The 15,839-nt window shown below is 31.9% G+C and carries 14 protein-coding genes; 6 read left to right on the plus strand and 8 right to left on the minus strand.

The window, feature by feature from the left end:
- Positions 1-208: 208 nt before the first annotated feature.
- Positions 209-664 carry a hypothetical protein gene (locus ACFELW_RS05490; protein WP_375329881.1) on the minus strand — a complete coding sequence of 152 codons (456 nt, stop codon included), beginning with the start codon at positions 662-664 and terminating at the stop codon, positions 209-211.
- A 426-nt stretch (positions 665-1,090) separates the two neighbouring features.
- On the opposite strand from ACFELW_RS05490, the gene ACFELW_RS05495 reads away from it, so the two are divergent.
- The 3 genes from ACFELW_RS05495 to ACFELW_RS05505 are packed head-to-tail and all read left to right on the plus strand — an operon-like array spanning position 1,091 to position 2,896.
- A complete protein-coding gene (locus ACFELW_RS05495; protein WP_375329882.1) occupies positions 1,091-1,699 on the plus strand; it encodes an S-adenosyl-l-methionine hydroxide adenosyltransferase family protein in 609 nt (202 codons plus the stop codon).
- A 40-nt stretch (positions 1,700-1,739) separates the two neighbouring features.
- Positions 1,740-1,934 (plus strand): SAM hydroxide adenosyltransferase, encoded by a 195-nt coding sequence (locus ACFELW_RS05500; RefSeq protein ID WP_375330523.1) that lies wholly within the window; start codon positions 1,740-1,742, stop codon positions 1,932-1,934.
- Between the two features lie 56 nt (positions 1,935-1,990).
- Entirely contained in the window at positions 1,991-2,896 is a 906-nt protein-coding gene (locus ACFELW_RS05505) for a DMT family transporter (RefSeq protein ID WP_375329883.1), read from the plus strand.
- Here the strand turns inward: ACFELW_RS05505 and ACFELW_RS05510 are convergent.
- From ACFELW_RS05510 to ACFELW_RS05520, 3 genes are all read right to left on the minus strand, one after another.
- Positions 2,883-4,148: an FAD-dependent monooxygenase gene (locus ACFELW_RS05510; protein ID WP_375329884.1), complete on the minus strand. Its 1,266-nt coding sequence runs from the start codon at positions 4,146-4,148 to the stop codon at positions 2,883-2,885. The genes ACFELW_RS05505 and ACFELW_RS05510 overlap by 14 nt on opposite strands.
- Positions 4,148-4,408 (minus strand): monovalent cation/H+ antiporter complex subunit F, encoded by a 261-nt coding sequence (locus ACFELW_RS05515; RefSeq protein WP_375329885.1) that lies wholly within the window; start codon positions 4,406-4,408, stop codon positions 4,148-4,150. The genes ACFELW_RS05510 and ACFELW_RS05515 overlap by 1 nt, the downstream gene beginning before the upstream one ends.
- A 307-nt stretch (positions 4,409-4,715) precedes the next feature.
- Positions 4,716-5,462 carry a hypothetical protein gene (locus ACFELW_RS05520; protein ID WP_341759304.1) on the minus strand — a complete coding sequence of 249 codons (747 nt, stop codon included), beginning with the start codon at positions 5,460-5,462 and terminating at the stop codon, positions 4,716-4,718.
- 166 nt (positions 5,463-5,628) lie between these two features.
- Here ACFELW_RS05520 and ACFELW_RS05525 point away from each other — a divergent pair, with 166 nt between their 5' ends.
- Together ACFELW_RS05525 and ACFELW_RS05530 are read left to right on the plus strand one after the other, a co-directional pair.
- Positions 5,629-6,630, plus strand: coding sequence for an NAD(P)/FAD-dependent oxidoreductase (locus ACFELW_RS05525; RefSeq protein ID WP_375329886.1), 1,002 nt, complete (start codon positions 5,629-5,631; stop codon positions 6,628-6,630).
- Positions 6,630-7,505 carry a bifunctional 5,10-methylenetetrahydrofolate dehydrogenase/5,10-methenyltetrahydrofolate cyclohydrolase gene (locus tag ACFELW_RS05530; protein WP_341759306.1) on the plus strand — a complete coding sequence of 292 codons (876 nt, stop codon included), beginning with the start codon at positions 6,630-6,632 and terminating at the stop codon, positions 7,503-7,505. Before ACFELW_RS05525 ends, ACFELW_RS05530 begins: the two co-directional genes overlap by 1 nt.
- A 27-nt stretch (positions 7,506-7,532) precedes the next feature.
- On the opposite strand, the gene ACFELW_RS05535 is transcribed toward ACFELW_RS05530, so the two are convergent.
- Positions 7,533-8,063: an acyloxyacyl hydrolase gene (locus ACFELW_RS05535; RefSeq protein ID WP_341759307.1), complete on the minus strand. Its 531-nt coding sequence runs from the start codon at positions 8,061-8,063 to the stop codon at positions 7,533-7,535.
- Positions 8,064-8,825: 762 nt separating this feature from the next.
- Here ACFELW_RS05535 and ACFELW_RS05540 point away from each other — a divergent pair.
- Positions 8,826-11,075 (plus strand): tetratricopeptide repeat protein, encoded by a 2,250-nt coding sequence (locus ACFELW_RS05540; protein ID WP_375329887.1) that lies wholly within the window; start codon positions 8,826-8,828, stop codon positions 11,073-11,075.
- A 76-nt stretch (positions 11,076-11,151) separates the two neighbouring features.
- Here the strand turns inward: ACFELW_RS05540 and ACFELW_RS05545 are convergent, their stop codons facing one another.
- From ACFELW_RS05545 to clpB, 3 genes are read right to left on the minus strand one after another with little or no spacing between them, the layout of a single operon-like run.
- Entirely contained in the window at positions 11,152-11,922 is a 771-nt protein-coding gene (locus ACFELW_RS05545) for a TatD family hydrolase (protein WP_375330524.1), read from the minus strand.
- A gap of 53 nt (positions 11,923-11,975) precedes the next feature.
- Positions 11,976-12,983 (minus strand): mitochondrial fission ELM1 family protein, encoded by a 1,008-nt coding sequence (locus ACFELW_RS05550; RefSeq protein WP_375329888.1) that lies wholly within the window; start codon positions 12,981-12,983, stop codon positions 11,976-11,978.
- Positions 12,984-12,998: 15 nt separating this feature from the next.
- Positions 12,999-15,578: an ATP-dependent chaperone ClpB gene (gene clpB / locus ACFELW_RS05555; protein ID WP_375329889.1), complete on the minus strand. Its 2,580-nt coding sequence runs from the start codon at positions 15,576-15,578 to the stop codon at positions 12,999-13,001.
- Positions 15,579-15,839 lie beyond the last annotated feature (261 nt).

Here is a 15,839-nt window from a genome sequence, read left to right on the forward strand (position 1 = left end):
AAAAAATTGACAGGTTTAATTTATCACTTTAAGTGATAAGTACATTTTGCTGTCACTACCTATATCTGATTATTTACTTTTAAAAACAGCTTACGAGTTGATGAATAACTCATCTTTTCGTGGAGTAATCATATGCAAAATCTACTATGCTGTCAACTGCTATTTTGACTTTTTTTATTATTTATTACAAACCACTATTATCCTCAATCTAATTTGCTGCTATCCTAATGGACGAATTTAGTCTCCAGTAAAAATAAAAAGAACCAATAGCATTGGAAATTATCCCTAGATTATTTACTATCTCTTTAAAAATATATCCTTTTATTAATGTCCCAAAGAAAAATAATGCAAACGTCAAAACTTTCGTCCTTATCAATACTGGTGTTCCAATGCAAACATATCTTTCTATAAATTCTTTGTCATCACCAGCTTTATTGGTATTATAACATATAATTGCTCCAATAATTATAGGTAATCCTATTACACTAGCCAAATACATATTTTTTACAAATAAAAACGATTCTAATGACGATACTAATGACGATTCTAATAACGATACTATATATAATATATTACCTATCATTACATACCAAAATCGTTCTTTAGAACTAACAGCATTATTTTTAAATCGCAATGCTAGTTCTCTGTCATTAAAAAAGTTCACTTTAAACTCTCTAGAGTATTTATTTGGCAAAATAATAAAATATTTTTGCTACTATTACTAGAAAAATTTTTAACATTAATTTCTTTACTCATAACTTCCTAATTTTAAAGAGTAAACCTTTTACCCATGGCATATTGTTTTAACAAATTCTTAATCGGCTCTATATTATCAATAGCTTTAAGCCCTAGACGTCTTAGGTACCATAAGGGTTTTGAATGATTTGAGAAAATACTGTTAATTATAAAAACAAATACTTTACATATTAAAGATATACTGTACACTACTGACTGCATATTAACTCTATATAGTTAACCCTATTAACATTGCCCCAATTCACAGGACAATTTAAAAATCGTAAAAAAAAGGCATAAGTTTACTATGGATAAATACTAATCGAATTAGCTATACATATCACAGAGAGAATTTATGAGTAATTCTAACTTTTCAGGAGTTATAGTCCTTCAAACCGATTTCGGAACTACTGATGGAACGGTAAATGAGACAAAAGGAGTTATACATTCCATAGAAAAATCCTTGATAATTTCAGACTTAACCCATGAAATCGTACCATTTAATATATTTGAAGCAGCATATCGTCTATATCAAACTGCAACTTATTGGCCAGAAGGTACCATATTTGTTAGTGTCGTTGATCCTGGTGTTGGAACACAACGCAAGTCTATTATATTAAAGTCTAAGACGGGACACTATTTTATCTCACCAGATAACGGTACCTTAACATTGATCAATCAATTTTTGGGTACAGAAGAAATCATAGAGATTAATGAAAAAGCTAACATAATGCCAAGGGCTAACAGCTCTACTTCTCATGGTAGAGATTTATACTGTTATGTTGCTGCAAGACTTGCATCAGGAAAAATTAGTCTTGAGGAAGTAGGAACAAAACTGTCCACGGAATTAATACAATTCCATTATGAACAAGCGAACATTAATACTACTAATCAATTAATCGGTACCATAGCAATTCACGACAGATATGGTAATATCTGGATGAATATTGATTTAGAATATTAATAAATTTAATTTTAGAGAAGGTACAGATTATAAGATAGAAATTTCCTATAAATCAAAAAAATATTATAAAACAACTGCAAATTATAGCAAAACATTTGCCAATGTAGAACAAGGAAAGAAAGTATTATATATTAATAGCACCTCTTGTTTAGCTTTAGGTATCAATCTATTTAATTTTGCAAAAAAATATAGAATTGGTTATGGAATAGATTGGAAAATAAAAATATACTCTTGAGTAGCTTAATATTTTAATTAAGTTTGTACTTTACAATTATAGATAGTGTTGAAATAATGATAAAAAATATAAATTCTAATAATATGTTGCATGGAGTTGCGTGGTTTATTCTAAGCCTACTAATTGATAATATTAATGATGTTATCATGAAGTATTTAGGATTCAATATTCAAGCGTATGAAGTAGTATTTTTCCGCTTCCTATTTAGCACATTAACACTTATACCATTTATTTTTTATAAAAAAGTAGCAGGCTCAAAACCTAAAATGTATGTACATCTTATCAGAGGATTACTATTATTTAGTGGAATAGTAACATGGTGTATGGGTTTAGGATTTGTAAATATCACTGTTGCTACCGCAATAAATTTTACTATACCAATTTATATTTTGGTAATGGCAACTGTATTTTTGAAAGAAAAATATAGTTTGATAAAATTAGCTGCAACAGTATTGGGATTTATAGGAACAGCAATAGTGATAAATCCTAGCGATGCTGATTTTAACTTTTTCTCACTAGTGTTAATTGCCAGCGCCTTCTTATTTGCCGCACTTGATGTTATTAATAAAAAAATGGTACAGGAAGAATCTACATTAAATATGTTATTCTATTCTGGATTTTTTGTTATGTTGTTTAGTGCAATACCCACCATATATGTTTGGTCTTCTCCAACCATCAAAGACCTAGCTCTGCTATTCATTCTAGGGATCACTGGGAATTTAATACTTTACTGCTTACTTAAATCCTTCAAATTAGTTGAAATATCATCGGTAGCACCGTATAGATACATTGAACTCATATTTTCTGCAGCATTTGGTTATATTATTTTTGGAGAAGTTCCCCATATTACTACAATAGTAGGAGCAATAATTATAATATTCTCAACGTTACTTTTAATCTATGAAACTTTTTTACCAAAGCTAGCTGTCAACAAAATTATCATTTTCTTTAATAAAGATTAAACCTTTTACCCATAGCATATTGTTTTAATAAATTCTTAATCGGCTCTATATTATCAATAGCTTTAAGTCCTAAACGTCTTAGGTACCATAAGGGTTTTGAATGATTTGAGAAAATACTATTTAGGCTCTCAGTAATCATATACATATTACAATTATCATTTTGTCTTAATTTTTGATATCGTTCTAGTACTACTGCATTTGTACCGCTACTTGCAACTAACCCAGTTAAAGTTTCAATATCTTTGATGCCCTGATTTAAGCCTTGACCAGCTAGCGGATGAATTACGTGTGCACTATCTGCCACTACTACTATCTTATTATGAAAATATTTACTAGTTACACGAGCTTTTAAAGGAAAAGAACTAATATCACTATCCACAGCAATAGCTCCTAGAGAATTGCCACAATTTCTACTTACCAAATACTCAAATTCTTCACTCGGCAAACTGGTCAATAACGCCGCCTGCTCTTGGCTGGTAGTCCATACTATCGATGAGGTTTTTTGATCCTTGAGAGGCAAAATGGCAAAAGGACCAGATGGCATAAAATGTTCAATAGCACAATTTTCATGATTTTTCTCATGCCTAATATTAAATGTCAAGGCAGTTTGATTATATGATTTTTCTATTTTATTGAAGAAATAATATTGACGGGCTTTAGAATTATGCCCATCACAAACAATCAATAAGTCACTATTTATAGTTTTCTGATTATCTAAATAGATGATCGAATGATCAGCTTTACTATCGATCTTTTGATAACCACACTGATCAATTATGTTGATTAATGAGTTTTTTTTAACATTTTCTAGTAATATTTGCTTAAATTCACTGTTTTTTACTATATAACCTAATGCATCATTACCTTTGATATTTGGCAAACACAACATTTCTGGTGCCTTATTATCCACAACATAAATTTCCAGCATTTTGCCAGCTATTGGCTCAATCTCAGACCACAAACTAATAGCTTCTAGGAATCGTGAAGAAGCAGGAGTTAAGGCAGTAGTCCTGATATCAGCACAAAAGCTATAGTCAATTGATGAGAAGTTGGTGACGTCGTCACTCGTCGCTCGCCTATTACTTATAGGCGTCGCTCCATCGTTCCTAGCACCAAATTCTCCTGAATTAACTATACTAGAGTTTATTGATTGACACTCAAGGATCGTAGTTTTAATATTCTTCCCGGCAAATGATAATGCCGTAAGCATACCACTTAAACCACAACCTAATATTACTATTTCTTTTTTCATTACATTACATTATTAGACTGACCAATAAAATACTTTAAATATGCTCCGCTTGCTATAAAGCTTAACAGAAAATAAATCAGAGCAATATCTAAATAACAATTATTCATTTTAAATGACCCAAGAAAACAAATGAATAAAGTCATTATACTAGTTAAACTATTCAGCACTAAGAGTTTTACAAAAATATTTCTATTTTTAAGCAATAAATAAATCATTAAAGCAACAAATAAAATATTAATGATTAAATAAAGATTTATCATAGACCTAATTTAAATTAATTAAAAATGGATTGCCACGCTCACATATGTTAGCTCACAATGACGTGTACGACCTCAAAAGTCATGGCTCAGAGCTACTTTAGTGGCATTGATGCAATCCAGAAAAATGATTAAAATAGATTGCTATGCTCACATACATTCGCTCGCAATGACGTTTATACGCCTCAAATGTCATTGCGAGGAGTGCGGAAACCGCACGACGAAGCAATCCAGATTTATTATAATTTTTGGATTGCTTCGTCGGCTACGCCTTCTCGCAATGACGGTGATAATAACTATAGGGTTGTAATCACTCAAAATGTTCTTCTTTTGTTCCTACTAGTGGGACGACTTGATCACCTTCCATACTAGGATTAACATCAGACAATTCCCAAGAAGAAGACGAGCAGTCAAAAGCATCCTCAGACTTATTTGACCAGAGTTTTGATAAACTTTCAGTAGAATAAAACGAGTAGTCAGAACCATCTTCAGACTCACTTGAGTAGGAATCTAATAAATTTTTAGCTAAATCAGATAATTCTGAAGAACTTTTTATTATAGATGCATATTCTATTAAGGAAGCAAATTGCTTATCATTTTGTTGGGCAAATAAATTTATTAAATCTTTATCAAGATTTTTATACGCCAATGAATGATATTCTTTAATTTCAAATACTTCATGCTCTTCATTCTCTGCAAGGGAAGTTTCTAAAAATTTACAAGTATCTATTAATAGAAACATATTTTGTACGCCTAGCTCTTGTGATCCTGTGTTTGCCAAATTGTAAGCAGTACCATTGTAGGAAAATTTAATTGTAGATTTAGGCTGTAAAACGAATGTTTCAAATGGAAGCTCTCCCATTATAGTTACGGTCGTATTGGGAATCACTTTTATCCAACTACTGGGTTCCATAAGCTTATCGGTGTTATCAATAATCACGTCTTTTTTATTTGTCAGACAAATATCTTTAGTACCATTTTGAATAGATTCAATATTCCACATATTAATAACCCTCGACTTAACCAACATAAATTCAGTATCTTCTAAACGGAACATATATAAACTCCTTTATTAATTTTTTAAAAAAATAATATTGTAAAATTTTTATCAAAAGAACGCAATCTTGAATTTTAGCGTTATTAGTTGATTATTTATCCATTATAACATAATATCCTGGTACCACTAAGAGTTTTACGATTTTTTATTTATAAAATTTTATTTTATGCACAATACTGATATTATAATAATTGGAGCAGGGCCAGTTGGGTTATTTGCTATTTTCCAAGCTGGGATGCTTGGTATGCGTTGTCATGTTGTTGACTCACAGGAAATAATAGGCGGACAATGTAGCATACTATATCCAGAAAAGCCGATATATGACATACCAGCCTACCCTAAAATTATGGCAGAAGAGTTGATAGAACAATTGGCATTACAAGCTAAGCCGTTTAATCCGGCTTATCATCTCAATCAGCAAGTTATACAATTAAAAAAAGAAGATGACTATTTCCAAATCACCACTTCTAAAAATGTCACAATAGCTGCTAAAGTTATTATTATTGCTGCTGGCTGTGGTTCTTTTGGACCTAACAGACCTCCACTAGCTGGTATAGAAGCATTTGAAGGAAAATCAGTATTTTATTTTATCAATAACCGCAATAGTTTAGCTAACCAAGAAATCATCATAGCTGGTGGTGGAGATTCGGCTGTAGATTGGGCAATATCACTCTGCGAAATTGCTAAAAAAATATATTTAGTACATCGGCGTGAGAAATTTCGAGCAGCTCCTGAAACTATAAGGCAACTCAAAGAATTAGCCGATAATGGTAAAATTGAATTGGTAATTAATTATCAACTAGAGCATTTAGTAGGAAAAGATGGTATATTAGAAGCTGTTGGAGTAAAGGATTTCGAAGGAAATATTCGCACCTTACCAGCAAATATATTATTGCCATTTTTTGGACTTACCCAAGAACTTGGTCCAATAAAAAATTGGGGATTACATGTTAAAACAAATCATATAATTGTCGAGCCTGGTTATTTTGAAACAAATATTCCAGGTATCTATGCAATTGGTGATATTGCTAGTTATCCAGCAAAATTAAAATTAATTCTTAGTGGTTTTGCAGAAGCAGCCAGTAGTTTACATCATGCCTATAGTAGGGTATTTGAAGGTAAAGCCTTACATTTTGAATATTCAACTACCAAAGGAGTGCATAAATAGTGAAAGAACAAGGTAATATAATCAATGGTAGATATTTTGCAGACCAGATATTATATGAGTTAAAGCTAGAGGTTAATTCACTCAAGGAGCAGTTTAAACTGGTACCAACTCTTGCTATTATACTAGTGGGTGATAATCCAGCTAGTAGCATATATGTAAGAAATAAACTAAAAGCAGCGACAAAAATTGGTATGAATGCTTTGCCAATAAATTTACCTAATGAAATTCAAATTGATCATATACTAAATGAAATCAATATACTCAATAATGACGCAAATATCTCGGGGATTATTGTACAACTCCCCTTACCTAAGCATATCAATAAAAATTTAATCTTATCTGCTATTGATCCTAGCAAAGATGTTGATGGTTTTCACCCTCTAAATGTTGGTTATCTACATAGTAACTCAGGTAACGGCTTTATACCTTGCACGGCTCTTGGCTGCATTGAATTACTTAAACAAGTTGAGAAAGATTTAGCTGGCAAGAATGTTGTAGTTATAGGACGTTCTAATATTGTCGGAAAACCATTATCAGCTTTATTACTTAGAGAAGATTGCACTGTTACTTTATGTCACTCAAAAACTCAAAACTTACATTCTATAACTTCCCGTGCCGACATAGTAATATCAGCTATCGGCTCACCTTTAACATTAACAGAAGAATATTTTAACCGACAATCTATAGTGATTGACGTTGGTATTAGTAAACTTGCCCATAGTGACAAAATGGTCGGAGACGTTGATTTTGCCAATGTTGTCGATAAAGTACGATATATATCACCAGTTCCAGGCGGTGTTGGACCAATGACGGTTGCTTTTTTGCTCAAGAACACACTTAAAGCAGCAAAACAACCTCATATAGCTAACTTGTAAAACAAAACAGATGCAACAGAGAACCACTTAAAATTTAAAACCATACCGTATGCCTAAATTAGTTAGACCGGCATTAGGTTTTACGATATCAGCATTAGAGATATGGTCAAGAATTAATGTAATTGCATGTATTTCATTAAGTTTTACACCAAAACTAACACTCTCTCTAAATAAAAGCCTTGATCCTAAGGGACGCTTTCTTAAGGCTCGTTGTTTCTCTGATTTTTTCAATTCACCATTATGAATCGCCCCTCCAAAGCTTAACTCACAAAACACAGATTCCATCATATCAAAATGCCAAGTAAGCCCAGTATAAGCACTACTTGCATATTTACTATTGTTAATATCTACGCCTATATGAGGATAGCCACGCAAAAATTCGTATTCTTCACCAAAAAGATATTCTAAATTAACGTCGTATCCTTTCTCATAACGGTGTTTTAACCTAACATTTATGTCGTGTTTGAGTATTCCTATTCTTATTTCATCAGCTAAAACTCTTTGCCCAGTTAAACAAAAAGAAATACTAAAAAAAATTACTAATATTAAACGATTCATAGTACACCACAAATTTGAAAAAAGATTAGAGATAGAATTTAAATGAATGCACCTTTATTCATAAATATCCAGCTATTCAACAAGAGTATATTATATACTTCCTGCATAAGTCAAAGATAGCCCAGAAATCCTTAGGAGAAACGCCGGCTACCTCCACGTACATAAACGATTGTTACGGAGCGGAGGCAAGTTTCGACGCCAGAATTCCAGCTAGATTGACTTATGCTAGGTAAGCCTTATGAACAAAGGGTCACTACAACGAGTAGTATACATATTTTTAGATTTGTATCCAGCACTAATTTGTATGATTTAAATAATCCATCAAAGCTAGAGTTTCTAAATCTTCTAAGCCAAGATTGTACTGTTTTCCAGTGCGATCCAACTATCATAGATACAGTTTTCAATGACTTGCCTGATTGCTAAGTGATGCATTGCTAATAAGCATATGCGATTTCTTCCGTGCGACTCGTTTTTCATTAGGCATATGAAATCATGCTCATAAAAACCTTTTGGTAATATTAATGTTCTTACCATTTTAGTACCTGCACAAATTTCTATTTCCATATTAATATATACCTCCTTAACTATTTCAATTGGTATTATAATTTAATAGTGTATATAATTTATAGAATATGTCACTTAATAGTATAAAAATATAATTTTGATTGTAAAATAGGTTGCAGTCATGTTAATCTATATAAAAACCCCACTAAGTAAAAATAATAATGTAATTTTTCTGAAACCATTCACTAGGAGCAAAAAATGAATAAATATTTTATAATATTATTATTAATATTGCCGCATAATTCATTTGCTCAACAACAAATATCTAATTTTGTTACACCAGTTACTTATTTTGTCAATCATGTCAAACAACTAAATTTGCTCAAAAATAATTTAATTAAACATAGACAAGTAAGTATTATAGGCACTAGTGTCATGGGAAAAACCCAACTTGCTAGAATGTATTCTTATGAGAATCAAAATAATTATAAACTTATTTGGTTTGTTGATTGTAATTTAGATATTAATCAAGAGTTGCTAAAGCTAGTAAAAGCTATTAATAGCACCGCTAAATCTAATCTAATATCAGAAGATATAAAATTAATACGAAAAGAATTAATGAGCTATTTATCGAATCAAGATAAATGGTTACTGATATTTGATAATCTAAAAGTAAGTGAAAATAAAAAAGTTCAAGAGTTCGTTGATTGGGAGCATAACGGACACGTTATATTTGTCTCTCAAGATAGCGAAATATTACCTAACGTAATCAAAATGACTGTCTTTGAAAAAGATGATGTCATTGCTCTTGCTAATAATATTCTAGAAAATAATGATCCCCTATTAGCAGAATTCTTGAGCGAAAAGTTTGCTGGTTATCCTATCCTGATAGTACAAGGAGCACAATTATTAAATAATGTAAAAGATTTAGATAGAAAAGAATATAAGGATAAAATCCAGCAATCAACAGATAAAATTCAATTAAACATTACATTAGTTATCAATGAGTTAAAGCCAAGTGCTAAGAAACTTTTAAATAAAATAGCCTTAATAAATAATCAAGGTTTCTCGAAAGAACTTTTAAAAATTATTACGGATAATCAAAATACTATTGATGATGATCTCTATCAATTATCTAAATTTGCTTTAATATCTAACATTGACTCACATGACACTAACCCTATCTTTGAAATGCATGATGTTATTGCTCAGAAAATAGCCGAGATTAATTGTGGTGAGAATAATAAAGCTTATTTAAATGATATCATTACTAAATTAATGAATTATATACCAAAGAATGCATTACAGGCTCGTATTTTTAGAAGTGCTAAAACTATACAAGAAAATCTTGAAATAATTTTAAAAAATTCAGAGAAATATAACTCAGATATATATAAACTTATGGAACTTAATTATCAACTAATGCTTCAATATCATAATTCTCTCAATTATTATGACGCAGAAAAAAAGGTTACTTGGTTTAATAAAGCTGACCAGGAAGGAAAATTTAAATTATGGTTAATGAATAATGATGAAAAATGTGCATATGCAAGGTATGTGCAAGCAATAGGTGGGTATTATAGAGGTTATTCTAATTATAAGATGGCAATAAACTATTTTATAAGAGCGAAAGAAATATTTGAGAATTTAAAAGGTTACGAATCTAGAAAATGGAATTTATTGTATCATTTAACAATATCTAATATAGCACTAGGACAGGTTCAAGAAGCAGAAAAAAATATTCAAATTATGGAACAAATATTTAATGAAGATTCAATGGATAAAAATAACATAGGCTATATGCATAATATAAAAGCAAAATTATTATTCATACAAGGAAAATATATTGAATCATTAGAAAACGTTAATAAAGTTATAGAAATATCAATTAAAAACGGACTAGCTCTTGATGACAAGCTACTTATAAATCCTTATTTATCTAAAGTAGAAATATTGAATTATCTTAAAAAATACCCAGAAGCATATGCCACAGCTGAGCATTTATATAACATGTGTAAATCCTCCGAAAAAGAGGCTCTTGAAATATTAGGTCGCATTTACACCCAAATGGCAAGTAGTGAATTAGGACTAGGTAAACTAGACCAGGCCTCAGAACATGTTAACCAGGCTATCTCCATATTCTTAGCCAATGAGCATAAAAATCCAAAATATGCAGATTATTCGGAAGATCCAGATTTAGCAGCAAGCTATGTAGTCCAAGGTAATATTTTATTTGCTCAAAATAAGATAAAAGAAGCTATAAAATCCTATAATAAAGCTTATAGCATATATTATTACTTATATAGAGATAACCGGAAAAATGTGGCTCAAGTTAGTTACTTATATACTCAAGGAACTAAAGCTGCATGTAAAGCAAGAGATTTGCATAGTTATAAGTTTTTTGGTAAACAGCAAGTAAAGGAGTTTGGGATAGCTCACTCTAATACTGTATCTATGTTTGAGTATTGTAAACAATATAATATGGATTTATGGACAAAAGAAAACTAGGTTAGGTGTATACTTAAATGATAAGGTATCAACAAGAACGATTAATTCTTAATTTTTAGCATTTTTGACGGAGGGGTTATATAAGAAGATGGGTTTTGCTGAATAAAGATATAAAATTTGTGGTAGTAGCATTTGCTACTGTTTCTAGGTTTGTTTCTTTTATTTCAGCTATTTTTTCTGCTACATATTTGACAAAAGCTGGTTCGTTTTGTTTGCCACGCATCGGAACAGGGGCAAGATAAGGAGAATCTGTTTCAATTAATAACCGGTCTAGTGGAATATAACGTACTATATCCTGTAAATCGGTGGCGTTTTTAAAGGTTACAATTCCAGCAATCGATATATACATACCAAGGTCAAGCATTTTTTTTGCTAAATGCTTTGAAGCGGTAAAGCAATGAATAAGACCGTGAAACGCGGTATTTTGCATTTCGCTACTTAAAATATCCATAGTATCTTGTTCTGCTTCTCTTGTATGGACTATAATTGGCAACCCGGTACTTTGAGATGCCTGTATATGTTGCCCAAAAGAACTAATCTGTTGATGTTTGTCTGATGTCTGGTAATAATAATCGAGACCAGTTTCACCAATTCCAATAATTTTCGGATGATTACAATATTCCATAATAGTTTCGCACGAGACAATTTCCTTCACTTCATTGGGGTGAACTCCACACGAAGCAAAAACATTACCGTATCTTACGGCTATTTCTAAAATATCCGGCAATTCCTCAATGGTAGTACATATAGTCTGCATGTACTTAACATTATTGTTCTCAGCTCTGCTTATTATGGCTGATAAATCTTCTTTTAACATGTTGAGGTGACAATGAGAATCAATTAATATACTTTCTGCATAAGCCAGGCTAGTTGGTGATTTTGTTGTCGAATTATGGATCATCATTTTATCCAATTTTTTGTAATTATGATATTAGCAATTTTTTCTACTTCATTAAGAGGGGAATAATTATAGTTTTCAAGCTGCATTACAGATTTGTCTAGTATTTTAGCTATTCCTAATTCTAGCAAATTTTGTGTAAATGCTAGATGTTTAGGTGATTTAAAATTACTAGGACAGAATATATAAAGAGGTTTACCAGTGGAAGCTGCCTCACTACACATAGAAATCGAATCAGCCGTAGAAATTATGTAATCTGCCTGTGCCAACATCCCAAAATAAGGATTAGGTTTAGCTTCTTCCTCTGTTGGATCGTAAATAATAGCCGATGAAGGTACCTTATTTTTGATAATTTGTTTTGCTGAATTAGGAGTACGTCGACTAAAGCTAATGAATAGGGTATGTTTTTCATCTTGGGTCTTAGTAAGATTAGATAATATTGCAGCAAATTCGCGAGCATTTTCGTCGGTAAATTGATAATTTTTGCTATTACCACCAATAATTACCGATATAAACTGCTTAAGATCTGGATAATTTTTGCGTAACTCAATACCGCCAGCCTGTATTTTTGCTTGAACATTATTAAGAGCTCCAGTAATTCTCAATATATTCTTGTCATTCGTGCATAGTTCTTCCCTGCTAACCTTATCATGATGCGGTAAAATAATTAGGTCAAATTGCTTAAATGGTAGGTTGGGGTGCATAATTTGAATAATTTTTACTTTCCCAGCAGATTTATGTTTTAAATAACTCGCTAAAGAAGCGGTTCTTCTCCCAGCAGAAATTATTAAGTCAGGGAAGCCTTCCATCTCCCACGATTGTAACAGCTGCTTTTTCACATGGATAGGGCTAAGGGCTAGTAAAAAATTTGGTAATTTACCCCAAAAATTATATTCAATAGGTTTTAATTGATAACCAAGACCAAGCTTTTCTGCTAGAGCTATAGCTTGATTGACATTACCCACCCTGCTGTCAGCTAATACCCAAATTTTGGGTTTAATATTGTGCATTTTTCATAATTATTGTTAAGTTATCATTTTATCAATAGCTAATTCATTATTTATTGCTTTTATATTTACAATATCACCGCTACCGATTCTACTAGAAAGAATCATTTTGGCGAAATTATTCTGTAATTCTCGTTGAATAACTCTTTTCAATGGTCTAGCACCAAACATTGAATCATAACCTTTATCAGCCAGGTAATTTATTGCCGATTGATCAAATTGCAATGTAATATTTTGTTGTGAAAGAATTTCTTTCAAATTATCTAGTTGTATTTTGACAATATCATGTATGTCAGCACGAGTTAGTTTATGGAATAGAATAATCTCATCTAGCCTATTTAAGAATTCAGGTTTAAATGTTGCTCGTACATGTTGCATTACTTGTTCTTTAATTGCATCTTGGTCATCATCTTGCTGTTGATTAATAAGTATTTCAGCCCCAAGGTTGGAAGTAAGAACAATGATGGTATTTTTAAAATCAACAGTTATTCCTTGACTATCAGTTAGACGCCCTTCATCCAAAATTTGTAACATGATATTGAAAATATCCGTATGGGCTTTTTCTACCTCATCAAATAAAATAACTTGATAAGGTCTCCTACGTACCGCTTCTGTTAAAACTCCTCCCTGCTCATAACCAACATAGCCTGGAGGAGCCCCAATCAAACGTGATATAGAGTGTTTTTCCATATATTCAGACATATCAATTCTGAGGATGGCATTACGATCGTCAAATAAAAAAAGTGCCAAAGCTTTGGTTAGTTCCGTTTTACCAACACCAGTTGGACCTAAGAATAAAAACGATCCAAGTGGTCTATTATGATCCTGTATTCCAGCACGAGAACGACGCACAGCATCGCTGACTCCTTTTATAGCTTCATCTTGACCGATTACCGATTGACGTAGTTTATCTTCCATCGCTAATAACTTTTCACGTTCGCTTGATAGCATTGTGTCAATCGGTATACCAGTAATTTTGGAAATAATTATAGCTATATCGTTTTCTGATACAACTTCTTTTGATAATTTGTTATTTCCCCCTTCTACTGCTTGTTGTAGTTTCTTAGTCAAATCAGGAATAATACCATATTTCAACTCACTAGCTCGGGCAAGATCACTACTTCTTTCTGCTCTTTCAAGTTCTAAACGAGCTTTTTCTAGCTCTTCTTTTAATTTCTGTTCAATATGTATTTGGGATTTTTCAGCTTGCCAGCTAGCATTCATATCGTAAGAACGAGATTCAAGTTTAGTTAATTCGTCTGTTAATTGGATAATTTTCTTTTTTGAATATTCATCATCTTCTTTTTTTAGAGCTGCTAGCTCAATTTTTATTTGAATGATACGACGATCAAGCTCATCTAATTCTTCCGGTTTGCTAGATAATTCTATTTTTAGCCGACTACATGCTTCATCGATTAAATCAATAGCTTTATCTGGTAAATAACGATCGGTAATATATCTGTTAGATAGAGTGCTAGCGGCAACTATAGCACTATCAACAATTTTTACGCCATGATGTAATTCGTATTTGTCCTTAATACCACGCAGAATCGAAATAGTATCTTCTACTGTTGGTTCATTAACGTAAACTGCTTGAAATCTTCTGGCAAGAGCGGTATCTTTCTCGATATATTTGCGATATTCATCTAAAGTCGTAGCACCGATACAATGGAGTTCTCCTCTAGCAAGCATTGGCTTTAGTAAATTTGATGCATCCATGGCTCCGTCTGTCTTACCAGTTCCTACTAAAAGATGTAGCTCATCAATAAATAAAATAATCTCCCCACTAGAGTGCTTAATCTCATTTAATACAGCTTTTAGTCGTTCTTCGAATTCACCACGATATTTAGCCCCAGCAATTAAAGCCCCCATATCAAGTTCAATGATTCGACAATTTGCTAGAGTTTCTGGAATATCTTGGCTAAATATTCTTTGGGCTAACCCTTCTATTATCGCCGTTTTACCAACTCCTGGCTCTCCTATTAGCACAGGGTTATTTTTCATTCTTCTCGACAAAACTTGCACGGTTCTTCTAATTTCCTCATCTCTACCGATGATTGGATCAAGTTTACCAAGTTCTGCTAGCTCGGTTACATCTCTACCATATTTTTTTAGGGCGTCATAACTACTTTCAGAAGAGTTATTATCTGCTGTCTTACCTTTTCTTAACTGTAAAATTGCTGAGTTTATTTTTTTATTAGTTATTGCATTCTCTGATAAAATCTTACCAGCAGAGGTTTTATCATATGATAATGCCTCAAAAATTCTCTCAATAGTTATAAAACTATCGGCATTATTCTTTGCAAGCTCTAATGCTTTATCAAGTAATTTTAGTGCTTCTGATGATAGATAAAGTTGTCCTCCTCCCTCTATTTGTACTTTTGGGATTTTGTTTAATTCTACGGTTATAGCTCTATTCAAATCATCGAAGCTAGTACCTAAAGTATTAATAAGATTATCAATAACTCCACTATCATCGTTTAATAAACTCGCCAATATGTGTAATGGCAATATTTGCTGATGATCATTTTTTGCTGCTATGCTTTGGGCATTAGATAATACAGATTTTGCCTGGGTAGTAAATTTATCTATGTTCATTGCCATAACCTCATAAATTTTAAATTAACTCAAAGTTTATTATAGCCAACCCGATTAGTATTACTCCGTCATTGCGAGCGAACATATGTGAGCGTGGTAATCCTTTCTAATTACTTTTTTGGATTACTTCGTCGACCTGCGGTCTTCTCGCAATGACGTTAGTTTGTTATGAGCTATACTATAAATATATCATAATATTTTCTTCCACTAAGTACTTTAATATATAATTAATGGTGAATAATAATACAAGAGATGCTGGTA

Source organism: Candidatus Tisiphia endosymbiont of Nemotelus uliginosus, assembly GCF_964264755.1.
Lineage (GTDB): Bacteria > Pseudomonadota > Alphaproteobacteria > Rickettsiales > Rickettsiaceae > Tisiphia.

Excerpts from the sequence above, each read along its gene's own strand:
- ACFELW_RS05495 (WP_375329882.1), top strand. The coding sequence starts at position 1,091 with ATGAGTAATTCTAACTTTTCAGGAGTTATAGTCCTTCAAACCGATTTC.
- ACFELW_RS05505 (WP_375329883.1), top strand. The coding sequence starts at position 1,991 with ATGATAAAAAATATAAATTCTAATAATATGTTGCATGGAGTTGCGTGG.
- ACFELW_RS05510 (WP_375329884.1), bottom strand. The coding sequence starts at position 4,148 with ATGAAAAAAGAAATAGTAATATTAGGTTGTGGTTTAAGTGGTATGCTT.
- ACFELW_RS05515 (WP_375329885.1), bottom strand. The coding sequence starts at position 4,408 with ATGATAAATCTTTATTTAATCATTAATATTTTATTTGTTGCTTTAATG.
- ACFELW_RS05520 (WP_341759304.1), bottom strand. The coding sequence starts at position 5,462 with ATGTTCCGTTTAGAAGATACTGAATTTATGTTGGTTAAGTCGAGGGTT.
- ACFELW_RS05525 (WP_375329886.1), top strand. The coding sequence starts at position 5,629 with ATGCACAATACTGATATTATAATAATTGGAGCAGGGCCAGTTGGGTTA.
- ACFELW_RS05535 (WP_341759307.1), bottom strand. The coding sequence starts at position 8,063 with ATGAATCGTTTAATATTAGTAATTTTTTTTAGTATTTCTTTTTGTTTA.
- ACFELW_RS05540 (WP_375329887.1), top strand. The coding sequence starts at position 8,826 with ATGAATAAATATTTTATAATATTATTATTAATATTGCCGCATAATTCA.
- ACFELW_RS05550 (WP_375329888.1), bottom strand. The coding sequence starts at position 12,983 with ATGCACAATATTAAACCCAAAATTTGGGTATTAGCTGACAGCAGGGTG.
- clpB (WP_375329889.1), bottom strand. The coding sequence starts at position 15,578 with ATGAACATAGATAAATTTACTACCCAGGCAAAATCTGTATTATCTAAT.